This is a genomic window from Streptomyces sp. NPDC001663 (genome assembly GCF_042893105.1).
Classification (GTDB): Bacteria; Actinomycetota; Actinomycetes; order Streptomycetales; family Streptomycetaceae; genus Streptomyces.
On the sequence record NZ_JBIAUR010000003.1, the window covers coordinates 653,684 to 675,155 of the forward strand.

Consider the following 21,472-nt stretch of genomic DNA (forward strand, 5'->3'; position numbering starts at 1 on the left):
CGATTTATCATGCGGCGGCTGTGTAATGACACTTCAAGAGGAGCGCACGTGCTCGAACTGACCATGGCCACCGTCTCCGGGGCGGAAGAGGGGGCCACGGCCGGCATGCAGATGGCCGACGCGCCCAGTGAGCCCGGCGCCGTGCTGCGGGTGGGCCGGGACAAGTCGGTGTGCCGTCTGTCGACGCCCGACGACTGGCTGTTCGTCTCGCGGGTCCACCTGGAGTTCCTGTGCGGCCCGGAGGGGACCTGGCAGGTGACCTGGCTGCGCGGCTCGCAGGCCGACCCGTCCTCCGAAGTCCGGCTGATCGTCGGGGAGTACGCGCAGGCGCTCGTCTACGGCGGGACCGTGGCACTGCCCAGGGGCGGCAACGGCGAGATCGTCGTCCGGGACCGCACCGCCCCGCGCAGCGTCAACGTCGGCTTCTACCACGAGTTCTGATCGGGAGGACGGCGGCGGGGGTCACCCGAGGACGCGCGCCAGTGCGAAGCCGTCGTGGCCCTTGCTGCCCACCGTCTGGACCGCCGTGCCGCTCAGCCTCGGGTGCGAGCCGATCAGTTCGATCGCGGCGCGGCTGCCCAGCACGTCCAGGTCGGTGCTGTCCGCGTCGGCGACCCGGCCGCTGCGTACGACGTTGTCGACGACGATCAGGCTGCCCGCGCTGGTGAGCTTCAGGGCCCACTCCACGTAGCGCGGGTTGTTGACCTTGTCGGCGTCGATGAAGACCAGGTCGAACGGGGCCGGGTTCTCGTCGGCCAGCTTGGGCAGCGACTCCAGGGCGGGGCCCACCCGCACCTCGACGATCCGGTCCAGGCCCGCGCGCGCGATGTTGCGGGTGGCGACCTCGGCGTGCCTGGCGCTGTACTCGAGCGAGATCAGCCTGCCGTCCTCGGGCAGGGCGCGGGCCAGCCAGATGGTGCTGTAGCCGCCGAGGGTGCCGATCTCCAGGATGGTGCGGGCGCCCTGGATCTCGGCGAGGAGCTGCAGGAACTTGCCCTGGGGCGGGGTGACCGCGATGGCCGGCAGCCCGGCCGCCTCGCTGTCGCGCAACGCCGCGTCCAGGACGGCGTCGTCCGGCGAGAGGTGGGTGGTGAAGTAGTCGTCCACGTCGTGCCAGAGCTGCGACTCGCTCATTCACCTGCGCCTTTCATATGGTTAACGCTGCTAACTAGTTGGCCTAACGAACGTGGGTGTCTGCTGGTTCCGGGCGCGTGAGCGTCGTACGGCGAAGACGGTCGCCGCGGTGACGGCCAGAGCCAGTGTGCCCACGACCGTCAGCAGCCACGCCGGGACGCCGGCCACCGTGCGCAGGTGGTCCTCGTAGATCACCTGCTGGAACGGGGTGTCCTCGGGCGCCGGGCGCAGCACGTGGTCGCCGGAGATCGAGGCGGGGTCGGGGAACTCCTGGCCGATCGCGGTGAGATACGGGGTGCCCTTGGCGAGCCCGGCGAGCGGGCCCCGGGTGGTGGTGACGCGTCCGGCGAAGGTGGTGCGGGGGCGGTCGCCGCCGATCGCGGTGCGGGTCTCCATGCGGTGGTCGGCGAGGACGTACAGGCCGAGGGACTGCGGGGTGCGGGCGAGGCGGGACAGGCGCATCGGGTAGACGGGTTGGCCGGCCGCGAAGGTGAGGTGGAGGGGGTCGAGGGTGCCGCTCAGGGCGGTGGACGCGGTGGCGGGGGTCAGGCGGACGGCGACGTACTCCCAGCGGCGGTCCACGTACGGCTGGAGGGCGTCGGTGAGGCGGGGCGGCATGACGAAGCCGTTGCTGTCGAGCCAGCCGTTCAGGGCGGCGGGGTCGGTGGCGGTCAGACGGGCCACGTCGAAGGGGCCGAGCTGCTGGCGGCCGACCACGCCCACGCCCGGTGCGGCGGCGCCCGGCGGTGGGGCGCCTGCGCTCGTGCCGTCGCCGGTGACGAGGGGCCAGTCGCCGTCCTGCGGCCAGAAGTGGTAGCGGTCGCGGTGCACGGGGGCGGTGGCGGCCGCGAGCTGGGTGAACAGCTCGGGGTCACCCAGCTTGACGGTCGCGCGGTGCGGAACGGGCATGATCCACGCGGCCTTCTGGGCATCCCCGTCCACCGTCAGGCTCATCACGATCTGTTCCTGGCGGCCGTCCCAGCGGACCATGGACTCCTCACGGCCGACGGTCACACGCTGCTGGGCCCCCGGGATCATCGCCCCGCAGCCGCACGCGTACGCGGGCGCGATCAGCGAACCCAGCTGCACCGCGAGCAGCGCCCCGACGACCGTCAGCACGCGCACCCGCGCACATTTCCGCAGGAACCAGCCCATTCCCCGAAGCCTCCCGGATGCCGTGGACAGGGCTTCAGACGGTACGGGGGAGGGGCTGGTTCCAGGGCGTGTTTGAGACGTTGCGGTGGGTGGGGGAGGACCCGAGTGCGCCGACACGGGCCGGCTGCGCGCCTGCGGGCCCGAGCGGGTGTGGCCTGCAGCCGCTGGTGTGGGGCCGCTGTCCCGGAGTCGGTGCTGGGATTGCCGCCGCGGCCGCGGGCGGGTGGCTGCTGGTCCCGTGGCCCGAGGCCGTCAGGGGGCCGACGGTGCTCGATGCGCCGCTTGCGCTGTGCCGTGCGGCCTTCGCCTCACCCGCCGCCCGCCGTCCGCGGCCCTACCGCTCCACGGCCGGCGCCGACCCGGGCAGGGGCTTGCCCGCCGACTCGGTCATGAACCAGACCGCCACCCCGCCGATGATCGCCGCCGCCATCATGTAGTACGCGGGCATCATCATGTTGCCGGTCGCTCCGATCAGGGCCGTCACGACCAGGGGGGTCGTGCCGCCGAACAGGGACACCGAGACGTTGAAGCCGATCGACAGGGAGCCGTAGCGGACGCGGGTCGGGAACAGGGCCGGGAGGGCCGAGGGCATCGCGGCCGTGAAGCAGACCAGGAGCAGGCCCAGGGCGCCCATGCCCAGCGCGACCGCCGCCAGGCTGCCCTGGCGGATCAGGAGGATCGCCGGGACGGACAGGGCGAGGAAGCCCACGCAGCCCGCCGCTATCACCGGGCGGCGGCCGATGCGGTCGGTCAGGGCCCCGGTGAAGGGTTGCGCGATCATCATCAGGACCATCACGGCGAGGACCACCAGCAGACCGTGCGTCTCGTCGTACTTGAGCTCGCTCGTCAGGTAGCTCGGCATGTACGACAGCAGCATGTAGTCCGTGACGTTGAAGACCAGGACCAGGCCCATGCACAGGAGCAGCGCCTTCCACTGGCCCGTGATCATCTCGCGCAGGGGGACCTTCGGGCGGGCGGACTCGGCCTTCTCCAGCTCCGCCGCGAACGCCGGGGTCTCCTCCAGGCGCATCCGCAGGTACAGGCCGATGATGCCCATCGGACCCGCGATCAGGAACGGGATCCGCCAGCCCCACGACACCAGGTCCGCCGGCGACAGCAGCGCGGTCATGAGCGTGACCAGGCCCGCGCCGCCGATGTAGCCGGCCAGCGTGCCGAACTCCAGCCAGCTGCCCAGGAACCCGCGCCGCTTGTCCGGCGCGTACTCGGCGATGAAGGTCGACGCGCCCGCGTACTCACCGCCGGTCGAGAAGCCCTGCACCAGGCGGGCCAGCAGGAGCAGCAGCGGCGCGCCCACGCCGATGGTGGCGTACGAGGGGATCAGGCCGATCGCGAACGTGCCCGCCGCCATCATGATCATCGTCAGCGCGAGAACCTTCTGGCGGCCGATGCGGTCGCCCAGCGGGCCGAAGACCATGCCGCCGAGCGGGCGGACCAGGAAGGCCGCGGCGAAGGCGCCGAACGTGGACAGCAGCTGGGCGGTGGGGTTGCCGGACGGGAAGAAGACCTTGCCCAGCGTCACGGCGATGTAGCTGTAGACACCGAAGTCGAACCACTCCATCGCGTTGCCCAGTGCGGCGGCCTTCACGGCACGGCGCACCAGGGCCGGGTCGGTCGCGGTGACCTCGGGAGTGCTGTGGACGGGGGACGGACTGTGGGGGGATTTTTCGAGAAGGGACATATCAAAGCGACCATAGGGGGCCTTGTCCCCCTTACGGGGCGCGCACAAGTCGTTGCGGTGTGCACGTAAACGTCGCGTATGCAGGCTCGTATGCCCGCCCGGCTGCGGTTTTCGTACGCCGCCGCTGTGATCCATCTCGCGCCCCGCGGAGGCGACCTCACTCGCGTCGCACTATCGTCATCCAGACAAAAGGGAGAGGGACGACAGGTGAAGCCCGGGTAGCCTGCGTCTCTCTCGGGGGGCCCAGAGAAACTGCGGGGCGGGAGGCCGACGCGGCGTGGCGGACGTGGAGCACAGCGGGCGACCGGCGGGAACCTTCGGAGCGACGGCTGTCGGTGCGGGCAGAAGACGCCTGCGCGTCGCACGTCTGGGGCTGTGGCTGATCGCGGCTGTGCTCGCCGTACGTCAACTGGCCGTCGTTCTGCGTACTCCCCGGGGTGAACGGCTGACGGACCTGGAGACCTGGGTCGGCCCGAACGGCGTCCTGCATGTGAACGGTTCGCTGTACGACTCCACGCAGTTCACCGGTACCCCGTTCGGCGGACTCGTCCTCAAGCCCCTCACCCGTGCGGCCGAGCAGGCCCTCGGCTGGGGCTGGACCTTCGGCACGCTGCTGCTGGTGGCCGCCCTCGGCCTGGTCGTGGCCCGCGCCCTGCCCCAGCCGGTGAGCCGCCGGGCCTCCCTGCTCGCCGCGCCGGTCGCGATCAGCCTGCTGATGCTGTCGCTGCCGGTGCGCAACGCCCTCTGGCTCGGCCAGATCAGCATCCTGCCGGTGCTGCTCGTGCTGCTCGGCTGCTTCATCGTCCGCGGCGAGCGCACCAGCGGCCTGCTGATCGGACTCGCCGCCGCCCTCCAGCCGACCGTGCTGCTCTTCGCGCCGCTGCTGTGGTTCACCGGGCGGCGCCGGGCGGCGCTGTCCACCGGGGCCACGTTCGCCGCGTGCACGGCGCTCACCTGGGCGGCGATGCCGCACGACTCGTACATGTACTGGGTGCACCACATGGCGGGCACCGGCCTGGGCGGCCCGGCCGACGACCTCGCCAACCAGTCCCTGCACGGCGCGCTCCTCAGGCTGGGCCTGGCGGGCCCGCTGGAGATCGCCCTCTTCTTCACGCTCGGCACGGCGGTCGCGGTCCTGGGCGTGCGCCGCGCGGTGCGCTACGCGCGCGACGGGCAGCTGCTGCTCGCGGTCGCCGTCACCGGCTGCGCGGCGATCGCGGTGTCGCCGACCACCTGGCAGCACCAGCTGCTGTGGGTGCTGCTCGCCGTCGTCGGGCGGGTCGGCAAGCGGGCCTCCGACCGGTTCGTGTGGCCGGTCGCAGTCGTCCTGGTGATGACGCTGCCGGCGAAGATGATGCTGCCGAACATGCCGCAGCTGTACACGCTGCGCGACGACCTGGTGCTGCTCGCCGCCCTCGCCGCGGCCACCGCCGTCCCGTTCCTGTCCCGCACCTCGCCGTACTACCGGATGCCGATCCCGACCGAGTACGCCGCCCCGGTCCCGGCGAGATGGCAGCGCGTACCGCTGGTGCCCTTCCTGCGCCGGGTCATCACCCGCCCGAACCTGCTCCTCGAACTCCTCCTGATCCGCGTCACCTACGCCGCCTACCAGCGGGTCCGCGTCTCGGTGACCGCCGACCGGGCCACCGCCGAGCACCACGGCCACCAGGTCCACACGCTCGAGCGCTGGCTGCACATCGACATCGAGCGCTGGGCCAACCACACGGTGGTGGAGATCGACTGGCTGCGCCAGTTCCTCGACTACTACTACAAGTCGTTCCACTTCGGCGTCCCGCTGACCATCCTGGCCGTGCTGTACATCCGCCGCCCCGCGGACTACCGGTGGGCCCGCTCGGCGCTCGGCCTGGCCACGGTGTTCGCCCTGGTCGGCTTCTGGCTGTACCCGCTGGCGCCGCCGCGGCTGATGCCGGGGCTCGGTTTCATCGACACGGTGCACGGCGTCCAGGACTTCGCCAAGCCGAACTACGGCGCCCTGACCGCGGTCACCAACCAGTACGCGGCGATGCCCTCGCTGCACTTCGGCTGGTCGCTGTGGTGCGGCATCGTGATCGTGGTTCTGGCGCCCCGGTGGTGGATGAAGGCACTGGGCCTGCTGCACCCGCTGTTCACCGTGTCCGCGATCGTCGCGACCGCCAACCACTGGGTCCTCGACGCGGTCGGCGGCGCCGCCATCGTCGGCGCGGGCTTCGGGCTGACGTACCTGCTGTCGGGACCGCGCGTCGCCATCGCGACCGCCCGCAAGGACGACCCGGTGCCCGAAGCCCTGGCCGCTTCGGCGGGCCGGACCTCCTCGCGGCACTGAGTACCGCCGGATGAACCGGAGGCGGATTCTGCGCGTCTCACGGAGCGCGGGTGGCCGCGAACAAGGCTGTTGACTCCGGGGGCACCCGTTTCGCAAGGACCTGCACGGTGCGTCCGTGACCAGCCCGTCAGCCCACCGGCCCCGTCTCCGGAGGACGTCATCACTCAACAAGTGGACACGGCGAGGCTGCTCCCGGTCCAACGCGGCCCCCGACCCGGACAGGCACCGCCCGCCCGGCACGTGGGCCGGACGAAGAGAGCGGCGCCCCTTGCCGCCCCCGCCGTGGCCGCGCTCGCCCTCGGGCTGTGGGGCATCGACCGGCAGGACAGCATGTGGCGCGACGAGTCCGTCACCTACCAGGTCGCCCACCGGTCACTGGGTGAACTGTGGGGCCTGCTGGGCCACATCGACGCCGTGCACGGCCTGTACTACCTGTTCATGCACGCCGTCTTCGCCGTGTGGGACGGCGGCCCGACGGCGCTCCGGCTGCCCTCGGTGCTGGCGACCGCCCTCGCGGCGGCGGGCGTCGGCGCGATCGGCACCCGGCTCGCCGGACGCCGGGCCGGCACCCTCGCCGGACTCGTCTTCGCCCTGCTGCCGGCCACTCAGCAGTACGCGCAGGAGGGCCGCTCGTACGCCCTGGTCACCGCGGGGGTGACCTGGGCGACGTACTTCTTCCTGCGCGCCGTCGGAGACCCGCGGGCCCGCCGCTGGACGGCGTACGCCCTCACCCTCGGACTCGCCTGCTGGCTGCACGAGTTCGCTGCGCTGGCGCTCGCGGCGCACGGCATGACGCTGGCGGGGTTACATGTGCCGCGCCGGGTGTGGCGCGGCTGGGCCGTCGCCGCGGCCTGCGTGGCGGCGGGCTTACTGCCGCTGATGCTGGCGAGTGCGGGGCAGGCCGAAGAGCAGCTCGGCTGGCTCGGGCGTCCCTCCCTGAGCATGTGGCTGCAGTTCCTGGCGGTCGCGGCCGCGGGCGTGCTGCTGTGCCGCCTCCTGGTGCGCGCGGGCGCCCCCGGGGCCGTGGCCCTGACCCGTCTGTCCCTGCCGCTGCTGATCGCCCCGGCCGGACTGCTGATGACGATCTCGCTGGTCAAGCCGTGGTACGTCGACCGGTACGTGCTCTACGGCCTCACGGGACTGGCACTGCCGGCCGGTGCACTGCTGGCCCATGCGATACGGCGGCGACATCGGCTCGCCCTCACCGCCCGGCTGCTGACGGCCTGCCTGCTCGCCGCTGCCGCGGTCGCCGTCCTGCTGCCGTGGTCGCTGATGGTGCGCGAGCCCGACAGCCGCAAGGACGACGTCGTCGCGGTCGCCCGCGCCGTGGAGAAGTCGGCGCACAGGGGCGACGGAGTGCTCTTCCTGCCCGCCCGCCGCCGCGAATGGCTCCTGTCCCACCCCCGGATCTACGACCGCCTCGACGACCTCGCGCTCGCCAGGTCCCCGGCGGCCTCGCGCACCCTCCAGGGCACCGAACTGCCGGCCGACGAGATCCGCCGCCGCATCCTCGCGGCCGACCGCATCATCGCCCTGACCGACCCACCGGACCAGCCGCTCGACGCCTTCCCGCAGGAGAAGGTCAAACGGCAGATCCTGAAGACGTATTACGAGCCCTGCGAGCGAACCCGGGTCCTCGGCGCGCAGATCGTCGTCTACGCCCGCAAGGGCCACTGCACGCCCTGAGCGCCACGGACCGGGCCGCACCGGGTGACAGCCCCGCCCCCTTCGGGGTGCAATGTTGTGCGGAGGCGGCATGGACTGGGATACGGAGGTCGGGCGGGGGCGGGAGGCCGTGCTGGGGCAGGCCTGGGGCGAGGCGTACGACGTGCTGGCGCGGGCCGATGCGGTGCGTCCGCTCCATGCCAGTGATGTCGAGCTGTTCGCCGAGGCCGCCGACATGCTGGGGCGCTGCGACGACGCCGTGGCTCTGCTGCGGCGGGCCTACACCGCGTACGCCGAGGCCGGGGCCGTGGGAGCGGCGCTGCGGTGTGCGTACTGGCTGTGCAAGGCGCTGGCCTGGGGCGGCGAGTTCGCGCAGTCGGGTGCCTGGCTGGCCCGTGCCCGGCGGCTCGCGGCCACCGAACCCGGCTGCCCCGAGTGCGCCTACCTGCTCATGCTGGAGGCCGAGCTGCACTTCCGGGCGGGCGAACCGGAGCAGATGCTCGACACCGCGCGCCGATTGGCCGAGGCCGCCGCGCCCCGCACGGATGCCGACCTCGCGGCCGGTACGGCGATGACACTGGGCCTCGCCCTGGTGAGCAACGGGCAGGTCGCCGCCGGGCTCGCCGAACTCGACGAGGCGATGGTGGCGGTCGCCGACCGTGCGCTGTCCGCACGCTGCACCGGGATGATCTACTGCGTCGTCATCGGCACCTGCCAGGAGCTGCAGGAACTGCGCCGCGCCCAGGAGTGGAGCGAGGCACTGGCCGAGTGGTGCGCGGCCCAGCCCGAGTTCACCGGCGCCTACCGCGGGCTGTGCCGGGTGCACCGCGTCGCACTGCTCCAGCTCGGCGGTGCCTGGCCGGACGCGGTCCGCGAGGCCCGCCTGGCCTGCACCCAGCTCACCGCCGGCTACGGCGAACAGGTGGCGGGCGGCGCCTTCTACCAACTGGCCGAACTACACCGTCTGCGCGGCGAGTTCACCGAGGCCGAGCAGGCCTACCGGGACACCCTCCAGCACGGCTGGGACGCCCAGCCCGGCCTGGCGCTGCTCCGGTTGGTGCGGGGCCGGCGTGATGCGGCGACGGCGGCGATCCGCCGGGCACTGGCGGAGACGACGGAGCCGATGCGCAGGGCGCGTCTGCTGCCCGCGGCGGTGGAGATCCTCCTCGCGGAGGGCGAGCAGACAGAGGCCGAAGCCGCCCGGGCCGCCGACGAGTTGGCGGGCATCGCCGATGCGCACGGCGCCGTCGCCCTGCGCGCCATGGCCGCGCAGGCCCAAGGGACGGTGCGGCTCGCCGAGGGTGCGGTGGGGGAGGCCCTGCCGCTGCTCCGGGAGGCCGGACGGCTCTGGCGGGAGCTGGAGGTGCCGTACGAGGCCGCGCGCGTCGGGGTGTCGATCGGCCTGGCCTGCCGGGCGCTCGGCGACGAGGACTCGGCGGGGTGGGAGCTGGACTCGGCGCGGCAGGTCTTCGAGCGGCTCGGCGCCGCTCCGGACGCCGCACGCGTCGGGCGCCTCACCGGCGACGCCAAGGACCGCCATCCGACGCTCTCGCCCCGTGAGCTCGAAGTCGTACGGCTGATCGCCCGCGGCCGCACCAACCACGCCATCGCCGCCGAACTGTTCCTCAGCGAGAAGACCGTCGCCCGGCACGTCAGCAACATCTTCGGCAAGCTCGACGTCACCTCCCGCACCGCGGCGGCGGCCTACGCCTTCGAGCACGGGCTCGTGGAGCGCGACACGCCGGCGTAGGGGGAGCTGCGCAGAACCACCCATGCGCCCGCTCCGGCGAATGGGCATCGATGGGCATTCCTCTCGATGCGGCCGCCCCCGCCCCGGCACGAGCATCGACATGTGTCCGACGACCAGAGCGGTACAGACGGCCTCCACGGTCTTCGCGAACAGGTCCGCGCAGCGCGCCTGCGGCTCGCCGACAGCGCCGCCGACCTGGGCACCCTGCTGCGGCTGCTCGGCGAGCACACCGAGGCCGAGCGGATGCTGCGCCAGGCCGTGGAGATCTACGAGGCCGACCGGCGGACACGGCCCACCAGCAGCGGCACGGACGTCACGGAGGAGCTGTCATGGACACCCAGCGCATCGAAACCGTCGTCATCGGCGGTGGCCAAGCGGGCCTGGCCACCGGATACCACCTCGCCCGCACCGGCCGGCCCTTCGTGATCCTCGACGCCGGTGAGCGCATCGGTGACGCCTGGCGCGGGCGCTGGGACTCGCTGCGGCTGTTCAGCCCCGCCAGGTTCGACGGGCTGCCCGGGCTGCCGTACCCCGGCCCCGCCTGGTCGTTCCCCACCCGCGACGAGTTCGCCGACTACCTCCAGGCGTACGCCGCGTGGGGGGAACTCCCGGTCAGGACGGGGGCCGCGGTGCGCAGGCTGTCGTACGAGGACGGCCGCTACGTCGTCGAGACGAAAGGTGATCTGCGGTACGAGGCCGACAACGTCGTCGTCGCGGCGGGGTACGACCGGCTGCCCAAGATCCCTGCCTACGCCGATGAACTCGCCCCCGGGATCACCCAGTTGCACGCGGTCGACTATCGCAACCCCGACCAGCTCCGCGACGGCCCCGTCCTGATCGTCGGCGCCGGCAACTCGGGCGCCGACATCGCGCTCGAACTCGCCCGCACCCACCGGGTGTTGCTCTCCGGCCCGCACCCCGGACAGATCCCCTGGCGGATCGAGAGCCGAAAGGCCAGGTTCCTGACCCCGGTCCTCTTCTTCCTCTTCCGGCACCTGCTGACCGTGCGCACCCCGATGGGCCGCAAGGTCCGTCCCAAGGTGCTCGCGCACAGCGCCCCGCTGATCCGCGTGAAGTCGTCGGACCTGAAGGCGGCCGGTGTCCGGCGGGTGGCGCGCACGACGGGGGTGCGCGACGGCCGGCCGGTGCTCGCCGACGGGTCGGCGCCCGAGGTCGCCAACGTTCTGTGGTGCACGGGGTTCAGGCCCGACATCTCCTGGATCGACCTGCCCGTGTTCGACGCGGACGGTGAACCGGCGCAGCGACGCGGGGTGGTTCAGGCACAGCCCGGCCTGTACTTCGTCGGCAGGCTGTTCCAGTACGCGATGGCCTCGTCGATGATCCAGGGCGTCGGAAGGGACGCGGAGTTCGTCGTACGACACCTCGCGGCGCGGTCCGTTCCGGCACACGTCGACGTGGACGCGGCGGTCCTCGGGGGAGGCAGGGGCGAGGCGTAGGGGGGATGCTCCTGCCTCCCCCGAGCCGAGACGGGCCGGCGGCGCCGGGATGCCGCCGGCCCGAGATCGTCAGCCGGCCTGGACCTGAAGGTGTTTCACGCCGTTGATCCATGCCGAGCGCAGGCGGTCCGGGTCGCCGGACAGGGTGAGGTTCGGCAGGGCGTCGGCGATCGCGTTGAAGATGAGGTCGATCTCCAGGACGGCCAGGGACTTGCCCAGGCAGTAGTGCGGGCCGCCCCCGCCGAAGCCGAGGTGGGGGTTGGGGTCGCGGGTGATGTCGAAGGTGTCGGGGTCGGTGAAGACCTCCGGGTCGTGGTTGGCGGAGGCGTAGAAGATGCCGACCCGGTCGCCCTTCTTTATCAACTTCCCGCCCAGTTCGGTGTCCTGGGTGGCGGTGCGCTGGAAGGAGTTGACGGGGGTCGCCCAGCGGACGATCTCCTCGGCCGCGGTCTCCGGCCGCTCCCTCTTGTACAGCTCCCACTGTTCGGGATGGGTGAGGAAGGCGTGCATGCCGTGGGTGATGGCGTTGCGGGTGGTCTCGTTGCCCGCGACGGCCAGCATCAGCACGAAGAACCCGAACTCGTCGGAGTTGAGGTTCCCTTCGTCCTCCGCGGCCACCAGCGTCGTGACGATGTCCTTCGCAGGGCACTGCTTCCGGTCGGCGGACATGTTCATGGCGTAGGCGATGAGTTCGGTGGCCGACTCGGCGCCGACCTCCTCGGTGATCGCGTACTCCGGGTCGTCGTACGAGATCATCTTGTTGGACCAGTCGAAGATCTTGGCCCGGTCGTCCTGCGGGATGCCGATGAGCTCGGCGATGGCCTGCAGGGGCAGTTCGCAGGCGACCTCGGTGACGAAGTCGAAGGGGCCGGGCTGGGCGAGGGCGGTCTGCGCGATGTTGTGGGCGCGGTCGCGCAGTCGCTCCTCCAGCGCCCGGATGGCGCGTGGGGTGAAGATGCGCTGCACGATCTGGCGGACGCGGGTGTGCTCCGGCGGATCCATGTTGAGGAGGATCAGCCGCTGCGCGTCGATGGCATCGCGCTCGATGTGCTCGTTGAAGCGGATGATCGCCGTGTTGAGGTACGAGGAGAAGAGTTCCGGGTGCGTCGAGACGTACTTGACGTCGGCGTGCCGGGTGACGGCCCAGTATCCCTCGTCCTGGAAGCCGGCCAGGTTGGCCGACTGCGGGATCCAGCGGACCGGTTCGGCCCGGCGCAGCTCGGCGAACTCCGGCAGGGGCACACGGGCGTGCAGCAGGTCGGGGTCGGTGAAGTCGAACCCGTCGGGGAGAGCCGGACAGGGCATGGGCAGCTCCAAGCCTGTGTTCTGAACAGTTCTGACGGTCTCTGAAGGTCTTCTGACGGTCCATCAGGAATCGGGCTGCCGTGAAGGTAGTAACGGGTTCTACAAGGTGCAAGGGGTACGGCAAGCCGAATTGAAGCCGAATAGCGTGCACGACCCTTGCGGTTGTGGTTGAGCTGTCAGCAGACTGCTGACAGAACTAGAACACGTACTAGTTCAGCGTGGCGGGGCCGGCCGGGACGCCCCCGCGCCGCGCGGGAACCGAGGAGAGGATCTCCCCCCATGGCCGCGGAACCCGTGATCGTAGAAGCCGTACGCACCCCCATCGGCAAGCGCGGCGGCGCGCTCGCCAACCTCCACCCCGCCTATCTCCTGGGCGAGACGTACCGCGAACTCCTCGGCCGCACCGGCATCCCCGCCGACGCGGTCGAACAGATCGTCGGCGGCACGGTGACGCACGCCGGCGAACAGTCCATGAACCCCGCGCGCACCGCCTGGCTGACCATGGGCCTGCCGTACGAGACGGCGGCGACGACGGTCGACTGCCAGTGCGGTTCCTCGCAGCAGGCGTCGCACATGGTGGCCAACATGATCGCGGCGGGCGTCATCGACGTCGGGATCAGCTGCGGTGTCGAGGCGATGTCTCGGGTGCCGCTGGGGTCGGGGTCGAAGCACGGCCCCGGGAAGCCGTTCCCCGACGAATGGAACGTGGATCTGCCGAACCAGTTCGAGGCGGCGGAGCGGATCGCGCGCCATCGCGGGCTGACGCGCGAGAACGTCGACTCGCTGGGCCTCATCTCGCAGGAGCGGGCGGCGATCGCCTGGTCCGAGGAACGCTTCAAGCGGGAGACCTTCGCGGTCCAGGTACCGACGACGGAGGACGAACAGCGCGCCGGGCAGGGCATGTGGCGGCTCGTCGACCGCGACGAGGGCCTGCGCGACACGTCCATGGAGGCGCTGGCCCGCCTGAAGCCGGTCATGCCGACCGCAGTCCATACGGCGGGCAACTCCTCCCAGATCAGCGACGGTTCGGCGGCCATCATGTGGGCGTCGAAGCGGATGGCACGGGCCCTGAAGCTGAAGCCGCGGGCGCGGATCGTGGCCCAGGCGCTGGTCGGGGCCGACCCGCACTTCCACCTCGACGGCCCGATCGACGCGACGCGGGCGGTGCTGGGCAAGGCGGGCATGTCCCTGAAGGACATCGACGTCGTCGAGATCAACGAGGCGTTCGCGTCAGTGGTGTTGAGCTGGGCGCAGGTCTTCGAGCAGGACCTGGAGAAGGTGAACGTGAACGGCGGCGCGATCGCGCTCGGGCACCCGGTGGGGGCCACGGGGGCGCGGCTCATCACGACGGCACTTCATGAACTGGAGCGGACGGACAAGGAGTTCGCGCTCATCACGATGTGTGCGGGCGGTGGACTGGCCACCGGGACGATCATTCAGCGGCTCTAGGGCGGGGCTTGCAGGGAGTTGACGCGAACTGGTCAACTTACCCAATGCTGATCAATGTAATCCTCCGCGTCCTGCCCTTCTACATCCGCGAACCCATCATCATCGCCATTTGCCTGTCCTTCGGCGGCCTGGCCCTCTACTGGTTCGTCCAGGTAGGGGGCCTGGGCCGGGGCGGCTTCGGGCTGCTGTTCCTGGCGATCGCGGCGCTGCGCGTGTACTTCTTCCGCAAGGAGTGGAGATCCCACCAGGCGGCGAAGACGGGGGGTGTCAGACCTCAGGCGTAGCGCCGCTCCAGGAGACGAAACGACGGAATGCGTCGGGCCGGAAGGAGAGTGCCGGCCCGGCGGGGGTCTTTGAGTCGCGTACGGCGACGGTGGCGCCGGGGAGTTCGGCGATCTCGATGCACTCGCCGCCCTGGTCGCCGCTGTAGCTGGACTTACGCCACTGAGCCGTCTGGTTCTCCATAGCGTTCCTCCATTACTCGCCGGATCAGATCCGCCGAATCCTTGAGGGAGAGAGCGGCGGCCCGGAGATGATCGTAACGGAGTGAACAGTCCTTGACGGTGTCCGGGTTCGCGGTCGGATGCCCGCTGCCGTATCCCTCGGTGTAGACAATGGTCGGGTCGCTCGCGAAGCGGAAGACGGTGAACGAGCCTTGCGAACCGGCATGCGCTCCTGCCGAGAACGGCAGCACCTGGACGTTGATCCGCGAGTTGTCCTCGAAGCTCAACAGATGGGCCAGTTGGCCGCGCATGGTCTCCCGCCCGCCGACCTCCTGGCACAATACGCCCTCGCTGATCGCCATCCAGAAGACCGGCGGCTCCTCCTTCTCGAAGATGCGCTGCCGGGACAGTCGAACGGCGGTGCGGTCGTCGAGCTTGGTCCGGTCGAGTGCGCCGAGGGTAGCCCGGGCATACGCATTGGTCTGAAGGAGACCGTGGATCATGCCCATCTGGAAGGTGCAGACCTCGATCGCCCGAGCCTCCAGCTCGGCCACCTGCCTGAACCACGCCGGAAGTTGACTCCGCATCACCAACTCGACCAGCCGCGACAACGCCCCGTCCGTCCCCAGCGCCGCATCCGCCCGCTCGCTGAAGTCCTGTGTCGGCAGCTTCCTCGCCGTCTCGATCTGGCCGACCATCGAGCCCGTGTAGTTCACGATGTCCCCGAGTTGACGCTGCGTCAGCCCCGCGGTCTCGCGATAGCGGCGCAACTCGTAGCCGTAGTAGTCGAGCGGCGAGGCGCCCGGGTCCAGGGTGTTGATGTGGGTCACGCACGGCCCCCTTGGGTGCAACGATTGCCGCGGACTGCGGGACTGGTTGTATCCGCCTTGTAGCCCAGAGTAGTTGCGCCGGATCAAGCTCGTCGTGTGAACGGATACTTTCCCCCCACGTACCGGCTGAGCCTCACCGCGGGTGAGCATTCTGCCCGTCACATCCGCCGCATCGTCCGCTCGTTGCTCGACGAGTGGGAGTTGGCGGAACTGTCCGACGCCGTGGAACTGGGCGTGACCGAGCTGGTCGCCAATGTCGTACGACATGTTCCGGACCGGCATTGTGTGCTGATGGTGCTGCGGTCGGCGGCGGGAGTCAGGGTGGAGGTGGCGGACGGCTGCCCTCAACCGCCGTGCTCCCCGGCGGAGTTGTCGCTGGAGGCGGAGGGCGGTCGCGGGCTGCTGCTCCTGGACGCGGTGGTCGACAAGTGGGGGGTGTCGGCCGCGTCCGGGGGCGGGAAGACGGTGTGGTTCGAGTGCGGTGGGTCGGACGGGCTCCTGGAGTGTCCTGAGTACGAGTTCGAGTGACGACACGGTGCAGACTTGGCCGCCTTCGCCGCTGCCGCGTTGCGACCGAAGGCCGTGGCACGATGCGGCAATGATCTCCAACTCAGGCGTTCCCGCCGTCGTTCCCGCAGGTCAGATGGCCCGGAATGCCCAGCCGACACTTGGTCTTGCGAACGGCCTGGAGCTGCGGCCCTGGCGCCTGTCCGACGCCGACGCCTTGGTGGCAGCCAGCCACGACCCGGCGATTTGTCAATGGAACCTCCTGCCAGTGGAGACGCCGGAAGGCGCCCGCAGGAGGATCGAGCGTATGCACGAGCGTTGGCAGGCCGAGCGGAGCGCGATCTGGGCCATCGCCCGCCCCGGTTGCCAGGCCATGGGGCTCATCGGGTGGGGCGACATGGACCTCGAGGGCGGCAGCGCCGAAATCGTCTACTGGATTCTGCCCTCGGCCCGCGGCGGCGGCGTCGTGGTCGAGGCCGTGAAACGCGTCAGTGAGTGGGCCCTCAACGACCTCGGCCTGCATCGCCTGCGGCTGTGCCACTCGGTTGCCAACCCGGCATCCTGTCGGGTGGCCGCCAAGGCCGGGTACTCCCTCGAAGGCACCATGCGCAGCGCGCTGCTGCACACGGACGGATGGCATGACCAGCATCTGCACGCCCTTGTCCAGGGCGATATCTGATCCCGCGGCGGCGGTGGGGGCTGTGGCCGACGCGGTGAGGCGTCACACTAGCGGGGTCCGTCCAGCGGGGTGAGCAGGACGATCGGGATCTCGCGGGCGGTCTTCTGCGCGTAGTCGTCGTAGAGCGGGAAGATGTCCACCATCCGGGCCCAGAGGGACGCGCGCTCGGCCGAGGACGCGACGCGGGCGCGTGCGGTGAACCGGCGAGTCCCGACCTGCACCCCGACGCCCTGGTCCGCCTCGAGGTTCATGAACCATGCCGGGTCCTCCTCGGCACCGCCCTTGGAGGCGACGACGACGTACTCGCCGTCGTCCGTGGTGCCGTAGATCAGGCAGGTGCGGCGCGGCGTACCGGTCCGGCGTCCGGTCGTGGCGAGCACGAGGGTGCGCACGCCGTTGCTCTCGTGGCCTTCGGTGCCGCCCGAGGCGAGATACGTGCGGGTGTGCTCGGCGACCCAGTCCCACTGCGAGTCGGTGGCGCGGTCGAGGTCCTCGGCGATGGCCATGGCGGCTGTCCTTCCGGTACGAGCGGTGGTGCGGCCACGCCGGCCGCATCTGCCCCTGGGACGGAGCCGCCCCGCCGGTCTCGACATCCCGGCCGCATTTCGTCGAGCGATGAGTTCCGATACGAAGCGAGGTCTTCTCGGGCGGACGGGCTCGAACTCGACCGAGCTTGATGACCGGTAAGGGGACTCCAGCGTGAGCGACATCGTGGTCCAGAAGATCGTCCGGCCCGAGCGCGCAGTGTCGGGGCCGTGGCTGGAGGTGATCGCCTCGAATCTCGACTACCACCGAGCGACGTTCTTGTGGAAGTGCGAGGGCCTCTCGGATGCCCAACTGCGGCTACGTCCTGTGCGGTCGTCGGCGTTGACCCTGCTGGGGCTCATGCGCCATCTGCAGGGGGTTGAACGTGCCTGGTTCCAGCGGACACTGGCAGGCACGACGCCTCGCTTCTTCCCTTATCGGACCTACGTCACCGCTGACGGTGACGAGTGGTACGACGAGTCGGACGTTACGCCGGCCAGGGACGTCTACGAGGACTACCTGAAGGCGTGCGAGGAGTCGCGGCAGGTGTTCGCGAAGGTGACCGTCGACCTCGCGCGTATCGTGCCGAACCCGGAATTCGGTGACACCGATGTGCGGTTCGTCCTCGAGCACGTGATCGAGGAGTACGCCCGCCACGTCGGCCATGCGGATCTCCTCCGCGAGGCCATCGACGGCGCCACCGGCGAGTAGCCGACGATCAGCGGTCGCCGGCGGGGACGCGGCGGTCCCCGCCTTTGCCCGGCTCCGCGGTGCTCAGGTGCCGCTAGAGCACCCGGCCCACGAGGCTCGCAAGGAGCCCTTCGCTGTCCGGGTCCGCTTCCGTGTCGACGGCTGTGGGGTTGCTGTTTCCGGAGTTGGCCACGGAGCTGGGTGCGCTCTTCTGGCCGGTCTGGTGAGTCCCGGGGTCCGGGTCCGCGGAGGCTGGGAGGGCGACAGTCAGGACGAGGGTCGCGGCGGCAAGCGCGGCGGGAACGATGATCTTCATGACCAGCCTAACGACGCCCCTGGCATCAGGGTGCGCGTCCGGGAGCGCCGGCTGACGCGGGTGCCGGACCGATGAGTTTTGCCCGCCGCTGCCGTCTTCACTGATGACAGGGAGGTGCATGTCATGGGTGCAGTGGCACGGCAGGAAGCCCTGAAGCGGCTGGAGGTGCTGGTCGGGGAATGGGTGGTGGAGGCCGAGTTTCCCGGGCTCGAGGTGCCGCCCGGGCGCAGTGTGTTCGAGTGGAGCCTGGACGGGCAGTTCCTGGTGCAGCGCTCCGAGGCCCCGAATCCCGTACCGGACAGCATGTCGATCATCGCGGTGGACCCGGAGACGGGTGCGTACACGCAGCACTACTTCGACTCGCGGGGCGTCGTACGGACGTATGCGATGGCCTTCGACGGCGAGGTGTGGCAACTGCTGCGCGAGACACCGGACTTCTCGCCGCTGGACTTCCGGCAGCGGTTCCTCGGGCGGATCGGCGACGACGGCGACACCATCCGCGGCGCCTGGGAGAAGCGGACGGACGAGTCGGCGGGCTGGGAGCGGGACTTCCCGCTCACGTACCGCAGGCGTACCGCAGGAGCCGTCGATGAACCCCGGTGAGATCGTGCGCGCCGTCGTCGACGCCAACCTGTACATGGTGCTCGCCACCGCCGACGGGCAGGGGCGGCCGTGGAGTTCTCCGGTCTACTTCGCCCACGAGGGCTACCGCGAGTTCTTCTGGGTCTCCTCGCCGGACGCCCTGCACTCCCGCAACATCGCCGTACGGCCCGAGGTGGGGATCGCCGTCTTCGACTCGTCGGCAGTCATCGGTACCGGTCAGGGTGCGTACATGTCCGCCGTCGCCGCCCGTGTGGCGGGACCGGATGTCGCGCACGCGCTGGACGTCTTCTCCCGGCGGTCCGTGCAGCACGGCGGGCGGGTCTGGACCGCCGACGACGTCCAGGGCGACTCCGGCATACGGCTGTACCGCGCCGTCGCCGACGAGCACTCGATCCTGGCCAAGGACGGGCAACCTGATCACCGGGTTCCGGCCGATCCCGGCTGACGTACGTCTCCTACTCCCGCCCTGAGGCCACGAGCGCCAGCACTCCCGCCGCCCCCGCCGCGACCAGCAGCGGAATGCCCAGGCCGTGGTGGAGCACCAGCCACGCGCCCAGGCAGGCGCCGGCGGCCATCGCGACGACCGCCGCCGAGCGGCGCGGTGAGTGGCCGCCGGAGCCGCCGCCGGCCCGGGAGTCGGCGGCCAGGCCGGTCAGGGTCATCGTCAGGACCGTGGTCGTGGTGAGGCCGGGTACTTCGAGCTTGCGGACCGTCGCGTTGCGCAGGCCCATCGCGACGGCGGTCAGGGCGATCACGGTGTAGCGGGTGGCGGTGGCGTGCGGGGCGGCGAAGGCGGCCACGGCGGACGCGCCCACCAGGGCCGCCTCGACGGCCAGCGTGAGCCGGGCAAAGGTACGGCGCGAACCCTCGCCCAGCCGTCGCGAGACCCGTCCTCCGGCCACCGCACCCAGCAGGAAGCAGCCCAGCGAGGTCGCCGTGTGCCGCACCGAGAAGCCCGGCGCCCCGGCGGCGGCGAAGCCCAGCACCACCACGTTGCCGGTCATGTTCGCCGTGAAGACATGGCCGAGGCCCAGATAACTCACGGCGTCGATGAGCCCGCTGACCACCGTGAGCCCCAACAGCACGAACACCAGGCGCAGTCCGCGTGTCTCGTATTCACTCATTGACTCTCCGGGTCTCCGGGCGGCCGGACGGGCATGGTGCACTCAAGTCCACCACGGACGCGGGGGATTCTCGGATGTCGACATGAACTGCGCGTCCGTAGCGTCGGGGACATGAGTGATGAGACGCGTAAATCCCATGAAACACGGACCAGTTGGCGGACGCGGAGGGGACTCGCCGGAGCGGCGGCCCTGCTGCTCGCCGGGCTCGCCGTGGCCCCGGTGGCGGCCGCCGGTGAGCAGACGCAGCAGGCGCGGCGCGGGGACCTCGTCTCCGTCACGCCGGTCGCCGACCGCGATGCCGGGCAGGTCAGGGAGTTCCTGACCGGGCGGGACGTCTCCGCCGACCCCGTGCGGTACGGCGTACGGGCGTACCGGCTGACGTACCGGACCGTGGACCCGCACGGGAAGCCGACGACGGCGACCGGCCTGCTCACCCTCCCCAAGGGAGGACCCCGGCACCTCGACCTGGTCTCCGACACCCACGGCACCATGGTCACGCGCAGCTACGCGCCCTCCGCGAGCGAGGACTTCGGCCGCATCCCGTCGTATCTGAACGCCTCCGCCGGGCGTGCGGTCGCCGCGCCCGACTACCTGGGGCTGGGCAGCGGCCCCGGCCTGCACCCGTACATGGACACCGCCTCGTCCGTGACGGCCTCCGTCGACATGCTGCGTGCCGCCCGCACGGCCGCGGACCGGCTGGGCCGCCCGCTCAACGGGGACGTGTACGCGACCGGCTTCTCACAGGGCGGCCAGGTGGCCATGGCGCTCGGGCGGGCACTGGAAGGGGGCGCCGACGGGCACTTCCGGCTGAAGGCGCTGGCACCGGTCAGCGGGCCGTACGACCTCGAGGGCCAGGAGGTCCCGGCCCTGTACGACGGCCGGGTCAACGACATCAGCGGCGTCCTGTACATCTCGTACTGGCTGGTCGCGCAGAACCGCCTGCACCCCATCTACAAGGACCCGTCCGAGGTCTTCCGCGCCCCGTACGCGAGCCGCGTCGAGAACCTCTTCGACGGGAGCCACGACGAGGAGGAGGTCGTCAAGGGACTCGCCCCGGACGTGAAGAACCTGCTCACGCCCTCCTTCTACGAGCGTCTGCGGCACCCGTCGGGCCCGCTGCTGGACGCGATGCGCGCCGCCGACCACACCTGCGACTGGAAGCCGGACGTGCCGGTGCGGCTGTACGCCGGGGACGACGACACCGACGTGCCCATCGGCAACACCCGCACATGCGCCCGCACCCTCGCAGGTCAGGGAGCGAGGGTGCGGGTGGTCGATCAAGGGGCCGTGGACCACTTCGGGTCGTTCGCGGTGTCGGCCCCGCAGGTGGTGCGGTTCTTCGACGGCCTACGACGGTGAGGTGCGCGGCGGCCCGGAATCGGCTGTGGCTCAGTACCAGCCGTTGGCCTGCCAGAAGGCCCAGGCGGCGGTCGGGCTGCCGTAGCGGGAGTTCATGTAGTCCAGGCCCCACTTGATCTGGGTCTTGGCGTTGGTCTTCCAGTCCGAGCCGGCGGTGGCCATCTTGGAGCCGGGCAGGGCCTGGACCAGGCCGTAGGCGCCGGAGGAGGCGTTGGTGGCGGTGACGTTCCAGCCGCTCTCGTGCTCGACGATGTTGCTGAAGGCGTTGTACTGGGCCGCGCTCGGGATCATCTTGTGCGCGATCGCCTGTGCGCTGGCGGCCGAGTCGGCGGACGCGGCGTGGGCGGGAGCCGCGGTCAGCACCATGCCGGCGGTGGCGGCGGCCAGGGCGGCGGTGGTGAGGGCCTTCTTCGGGGACGCGATGCTGCGGACGATGCGGGAGACGGACACGAGGAACCT

The 21,472-nt window shown here is 70.9% G+C and carries 24 protein-coding genes; 14 read left to right on the forward strand and 10 right to left on the reverse strand.

The features are described from left to right. Positions 1 to 48: 48 nt before the first annotated feature. Positions 49 to 441, forward strand: a complete 393-nt coding sequence (locus ACFY1L_RS13540) for a hypothetical protein (RefSeq protein WP_388822725.1) — start codon at positions 49 to 51, stop codon at positions 439 to 441. 21 nt (positions 442 to 462) lie between these two features. Here the strand turns inward: ACFY1L_RS13540 and ACFY1L_RS13545 are convergent, their stop codons facing one another. From ACFY1L_RS13545 to proP, 3 genes are all read right to left on the reverse strand, one after another. Then, on the reverse strand, positions 463 to 1,134 hold the full coding sequence (locus tag ACFY1L_RS13545) for an O-methyltransferase (RefSeq protein WP_388822727.1): 672 nt from the start codon (positions 1,132 to 1,134) through the stop codon (positions 463 to 465). A 30-nt stretch (positions 1,135 to 1,164) separates the two neighbouring features. Next, complete coding sequence (locus ACFY1L_RS13550; RefSeq protein WP_388822729.1) at positions 1,165 to 2,289, reverse strand: DUF2330 domain-containing protein; 1,125 nt, start codon at positions 2,287 to 2,289, stop codon at positions 1,165 to 1,167. 334 nt (positions 2,290 to 2,623) lie between these two features. Next, on the reverse strand, positions 2,624 to 3,988 hold the full coding sequence (proP, locus tag ACFY1L_RS13555; protein ID WP_388822731.1) for a glycine betaine/L-proline transporter ProP: 1,365 nt from the start codon (positions 3,986 to 3,988) through the stop codon (positions 2,624 to 2,626). A gap of 277 nt (positions 3,989 to 4,265) precedes the next feature. Between proP and ACFY1L_RS13560 the strand changes: the two genes are divergently transcribed. From ACFY1L_RS13560 to ACFY1L_RS13580, 5 genes are all read left to right on the forward strand, one after another. Continuing rightward, positions 4,266 to 6,311 (forward strand): bifunctional glycosyltransferase 87/phosphatase PAP2 family protein, encoded by a 2,046-nt coding sequence (locus ACFY1L_RS13560; RefSeq protein WP_388822733.1) that lies wholly within the window; start codon positions 4,266 to 4,268, stop codon positions 6,309 to 6,311. Between the two features lie 171 nt (positions 6,312 to 6,482). Continuing rightward, on the forward strand, positions 6,483 to 7,997 hold the full coding sequence (locus ACFY1L_RS13565; RefSeq protein WP_388822735.1) for a glycosyltransferase family 39 protein: 1,515 nt from the start codon (positions 6,483 to 6,485) through the stop codon (positions 7,995 to 7,997). A gap of 70 nt (positions 7,998 to 8,067) precedes the next feature. Then, on the forward strand, positions 8,068 to 9,726 hold the full coding sequence (locus ACFY1L_RS13570; RefSeq protein WP_388822737.1) for a LuxR C-terminal-related transcriptional regulator: 1,659 nt from the start codon (positions 8,068 to 8,070) through the stop codon (positions 9,724 to 9,726). 102 nt (positions 9,727 to 9,828) lie between these two features. Next, entirely contained in the window at positions 9,829 to 10,152 is a 324-nt protein-coding gene (locus tag ACFY1L_RS13575; RefSeq protein ID WP_388822739.1) for a tetratricopeptide repeat protein, read from the forward strand. Continuing rightward, entirely contained in the window at positions 10,056 to 11,183 is a 1,128-nt protein-coding gene (locus ACFY1L_RS13580) for a flavin-containing monooxygenase (protein WP_388822741.1), read from the forward strand. Before ACFY1L_RS13575 ends, ACFY1L_RS13580 begins: the two co-directional genes overlap by 97 nt. A gap of 69 nt (positions 11,184 to 11,252) precedes the next feature. Here the strand turns inward: ACFY1L_RS13580 and ACFY1L_RS13585 are convergent, their stop codons facing one another. Next, complete coding sequence (locus ACFY1L_RS13585) at positions 11,253 to 12,488, reverse strand: cytochrome P450 (protein WP_388822743.1); 1,236 nt, start codon at positions 12,486 to 12,488, stop codon at positions 11,253 to 11,255. 279 nt (positions 12,489 to 12,767) lie between these two features. Between ACFY1L_RS13585 and ACFY1L_RS13590 the strand changes: the two genes are divergently transcribed. Both ACFY1L_RS13590 and ACFY1L_RS13595 read left to right on the forward strand, forming a co-directional pair. Further along, positions 12,768 to 13,937 carry a steroid 3-ketoacyl-CoA thiolase gene (locus tag ACFY1L_RS13590; RefSeq protein ID WP_388822745.1) on the forward strand — a complete coding sequence of 390 codons (1,170 nt, stop codon included), beginning with the start codon at positions 12,768 to 12,770 and terminating at the stop codon, positions 13,935 to 13,937. A gap of 44 nt (positions 13,938 to 13,981) precedes the next feature. Next, positions 13,982 to 14,221 carry a hypothetical protein gene (locus ACFY1L_RS13595; RefSeq protein WP_388822747.1) on the forward strand — a complete coding sequence of 80 codons (240 nt, stop codon included), beginning with the start codon at positions 13,982 to 13,984 and terminating at the stop codon, positions 14,219 to 14,221. Here the strand turns inward: ACFY1L_RS13595 and ACFY1L_RS13600 are convergent. Together ACFY1L_RS13600 and ACFY1L_RS13605 are read right to left on the reverse strand one after the other, a co-directional pair. After that, on the reverse strand, positions 14,205 to 14,402 hold the full coding sequence (locus tag ACFY1L_RS13600) for a DUF397 domain-containing protein (RefSeq protein ID WP_388822749.1): 198 nt from the start codon (positions 14,400 to 14,402) through the stop codon (positions 14,205 to 14,207). The genes ACFY1L_RS13595 and ACFY1L_RS13600 overlap by 17 nt on opposite strands. Further along, a complete protein-coding gene (locus ACFY1L_RS13605; protein ID WP_388822751.1) occupies positions 14,374 to 15,210 on the reverse strand; it encodes a helix-turn-helix transcriptional regulator in 837 nt (278 codons plus the stop codon). Before ACFY1L_RS13605 ends, ACFY1L_RS13600 begins: the two co-directional genes overlap by 29 nt. Before the next feature lie 96 nt (positions 15,211 to 15,306). On the opposite strand from ACFY1L_RS13605, the gene ACFY1L_RS13610 reads away from it, so the two are divergent. Next, positions 15,307 to 15,738 carry an ATP-binding protein gene (locus tag ACFY1L_RS13610; RefSeq protein WP_388822753.1) on the forward strand — a complete coding sequence of 144 codons (432 nt, stop codon included), beginning with the start codon at positions 15,307 to 15,309 and terminating at the stop codon, positions 15,736 to 15,738. 70 nt (positions 15,739 to 15,808) lie between these two features. Beyond that, positions 15,809 to 16,396 carry a GNAT family N-acetyltransferase gene (locus ACFY1L_RS13615; RefSeq protein ID WP_388822755.1) on the forward strand — a complete coding sequence of 196 codons (588 nt, stop codon included), beginning with the start codon at positions 15,809 to 15,811 and terminating at the stop codon, positions 16,394 to 16,396. 47 nt (positions 16,397 to 16,443) lie between these two features. On the opposite strand, the gene ACFY1L_RS13620 is transcribed toward ACFY1L_RS13615, so the two are convergent. Next, entirely contained in the window at positions 16,444 to 16,902 is a 459-nt protein-coding gene (locus ACFY1L_RS13620) for a nitroreductase family deazaflavin-dependent oxidoreductase (RefSeq protein WP_388822757.1), read from the reverse strand. 193 nt (positions 16,903 to 17,095) lie between these two features. On the opposite strand from ACFY1L_RS13620, the gene ACFY1L_RS13625 reads away from it, so the two are divergent. Continuing rightward, positions 17,096 to 17,632, forward strand: a complete 537-nt coding sequence (locus ACFY1L_RS13625) for a DinB family protein (RefSeq protein WP_388822759.1) — start codon at positions 17,096 to 17,098, stop codon at positions 17,630 to 17,632. Between the two features lie 73 nt (positions 17,633 to 17,705). Here ACFY1L_RS13625 and ACFY1L_RS13630 read toward each other — a convergent pair whose 3' ends face one another. Continuing rightward, positions 17,706 to 17,927 carry a hypothetical protein gene (locus ACFY1L_RS13630; protein WP_388822761.1) on the reverse strand — a complete coding sequence of 74 codons (222 nt, stop codon included), beginning with the start codon at positions 17,925 to 17,927 and terminating at the stop codon, positions 17,706 to 17,708. Between the two features lie 123 nt (positions 17,928 to 18,050). Here ACFY1L_RS13630 and ACFY1L_RS13635 point away from each other — a divergent pair, with 123 nt between their 5' ends. Both ACFY1L_RS13635 and ACFY1L_RS13640 read left to right on the forward strand, forming a co-directional pair. Continuing rightward, on the forward strand, positions 18,051 to 18,530 hold the full coding sequence (locus ACFY1L_RS13635) for a hypothetical protein (RefSeq protein ID WP_388822763.1): 480 nt from the start codon (positions 18,051 to 18,053) through the stop codon (positions 18,528 to 18,530). Further along, entirely contained in the window at positions 18,517 to 18,975 is a 459-nt protein-coding gene (locus tag ACFY1L_RS13640; protein WP_388822765.1) for a pyridoxamine 5'-phosphate oxidase family protein, read from the forward strand. The genes ACFY1L_RS13635 and ACFY1L_RS13640 overlap by 14 nt, the downstream gene beginning before the upstream one ends. A 10-nt stretch (positions 18,976 to 18,985) precedes the next feature. On the opposite strand, the gene ACFY1L_RS13645 is transcribed toward ACFY1L_RS13640, so the two are convergent. Further along, positions 18,986 to 19,654, reverse strand: a complete 669-nt coding sequence (locus ACFY1L_RS13645) for a YoaK family protein (RefSeq protein ID WP_388822767.1) — start codon at positions 19,652 to 19,654, stop codon at positions 18,986 to 18,988. 111 nt (positions 19,655 to 19,765) lie between these two features. Between ACFY1L_RS13645 and ACFY1L_RS13650 the strand changes: the two genes are divergently transcribed. Continuing rightward, complete coding sequence (locus ACFY1L_RS13650; RefSeq protein WP_388822769.1) at positions 19,766 to 21,013, forward strand: alpha/beta hydrolase family protein; 1,248 nt, start codon at positions 19,766 to 19,768, stop codon at positions 21,011 to 21,013. Between the two features lie 30 nt (positions 21,014 to 21,043). On the opposite strand, the gene ACFY1L_RS13655 is transcribed toward ACFY1L_RS13650, so the two are convergent. After that, complete coding sequence (locus ACFY1L_RS13655; protein ID WP_388822771.1) at positions 21,044 to 21,463, reverse strand: transglycosylase SLT domain-containing protein; 420 nt, start codon at positions 21,461 to 21,463, stop codon at positions 21,044 to 21,046. Between the last annotated feature and the right edge of the window lie 9 nt (positions 21,464 to 21,472).

Bases quoted from the DNA above. Each gene is read 5' to 3' on its own strand.
- ACFY1L_RS13595 (WP_388822747.1), top strand. From the start codon at position 13,982: ATGCTGATCAATGTAATCCTCCGCGTCCTGCCCTTCTACATCCGCGAA.
- ACFY1L_RS13600 (WP_388822749.1), bottom strand. From the start codon at position 14,402: ATGGAGAACCAGACGGCTCAGTGGCGTAAGTCCAGCTACAGCGGCGAC.
- ACFY1L_RS13615 (WP_388822755.1), top strand. From the start codon at position 15,809: ATGATCTCCAACTCAGGCGTTCCCGCCGTCGTTCCCGCAGGTCAGATG.
- ACFY1L_RS13635 (WP_388822763.1), top strand. From the start codon at position 18,051: ATGGGTGCAGTGGCACGGCAGGAAGCCCTGAAGCGGCTGGAGGTGCTG.
- ACFY1L_RS13630 (WP_388822761.1), bottom strand. From the start codon at position 17,927: ATGAAGATCATCGTTCCCGCCGCGCTTGCCGCCGCGACCCTCGTCCTG.
- ACFY1L_RS13585 (WP_388822743.1), bottom strand. From the start codon at position 12,488: ATGCCCTGTCCGGCTCTCCCCGACGGGTTCGACTTCACCGACCCCGAC.
- ACFY1L_RS13620 (WP_388822757.1), bottom strand. From the start codon at position 16,902: ATGGCCATCGCCGAGGACCTCGACCGCGCCACCGACTCGCAGTGGGAC.
- ACFY1L_RS13545 (WP_388822727.1), bottom strand. From the start codon at position 1,134: ATGAGCGAGTCGCAGCTCTGGCACGACGTGGACGACTACTTCACCACC.
- ACFY1L_RS13580 (WP_388822741.1), top strand. From the start codon at position 10,056: ATGGACACCCAGCGCATCGAAACCGTCGTCATCGGCGGTGGCCAAGCG.
- ACFY1L_RS13550 (WP_388822729.1), bottom strand. From the start codon at position 2,289: ATGGGCTGGTTCCTGCGGAAATGTGCGCGGGTGCGCGTGCTGACGGTC.
- ACFY1L_RS13650 (WP_388822769.1), top strand. From the start codon at position 19,766: ATGAGTGATGAGACGCGTAAATCCCATGAAACACGGACCAGTTGGCGG.
- ACFY1L_RS13640 (WP_388822765.1), top strand. From the start codon at position 18,517: ATGAACCCCGGTGAGATCGTGCGCGCCGTCGTCGACGCCAACCTGTAC.
- ACFY1L_RS13570 (WP_388822737.1), top strand. From the start codon at position 8,068: ATGGACTGGGATACGGAGGTCGGGCGGGGGCGGGAGGCCGTGCTGGGG.
- proP (WP_388822731.1), bottom strand. From the start codon at position 3,988: ATGTCCCTTCTCGAAAAATCCCCCCACAGTCCGTCCCCCGTCCACAGC.
- ACFY1L_RS13590 (WP_388822745.1), top strand. From the start codon at position 12,768: ATGGCCGCGGAACCCGTGATCGTAGAAGCCGTACGCACCCCCATCGGC.
- ACFY1L_RS13645 (WP_388822767.1), bottom strand. From the start codon at position 19,654: ATGAGTGAATACGAGACACGCGGACTGCGCCTGGTGTTCGTGCTGTTG.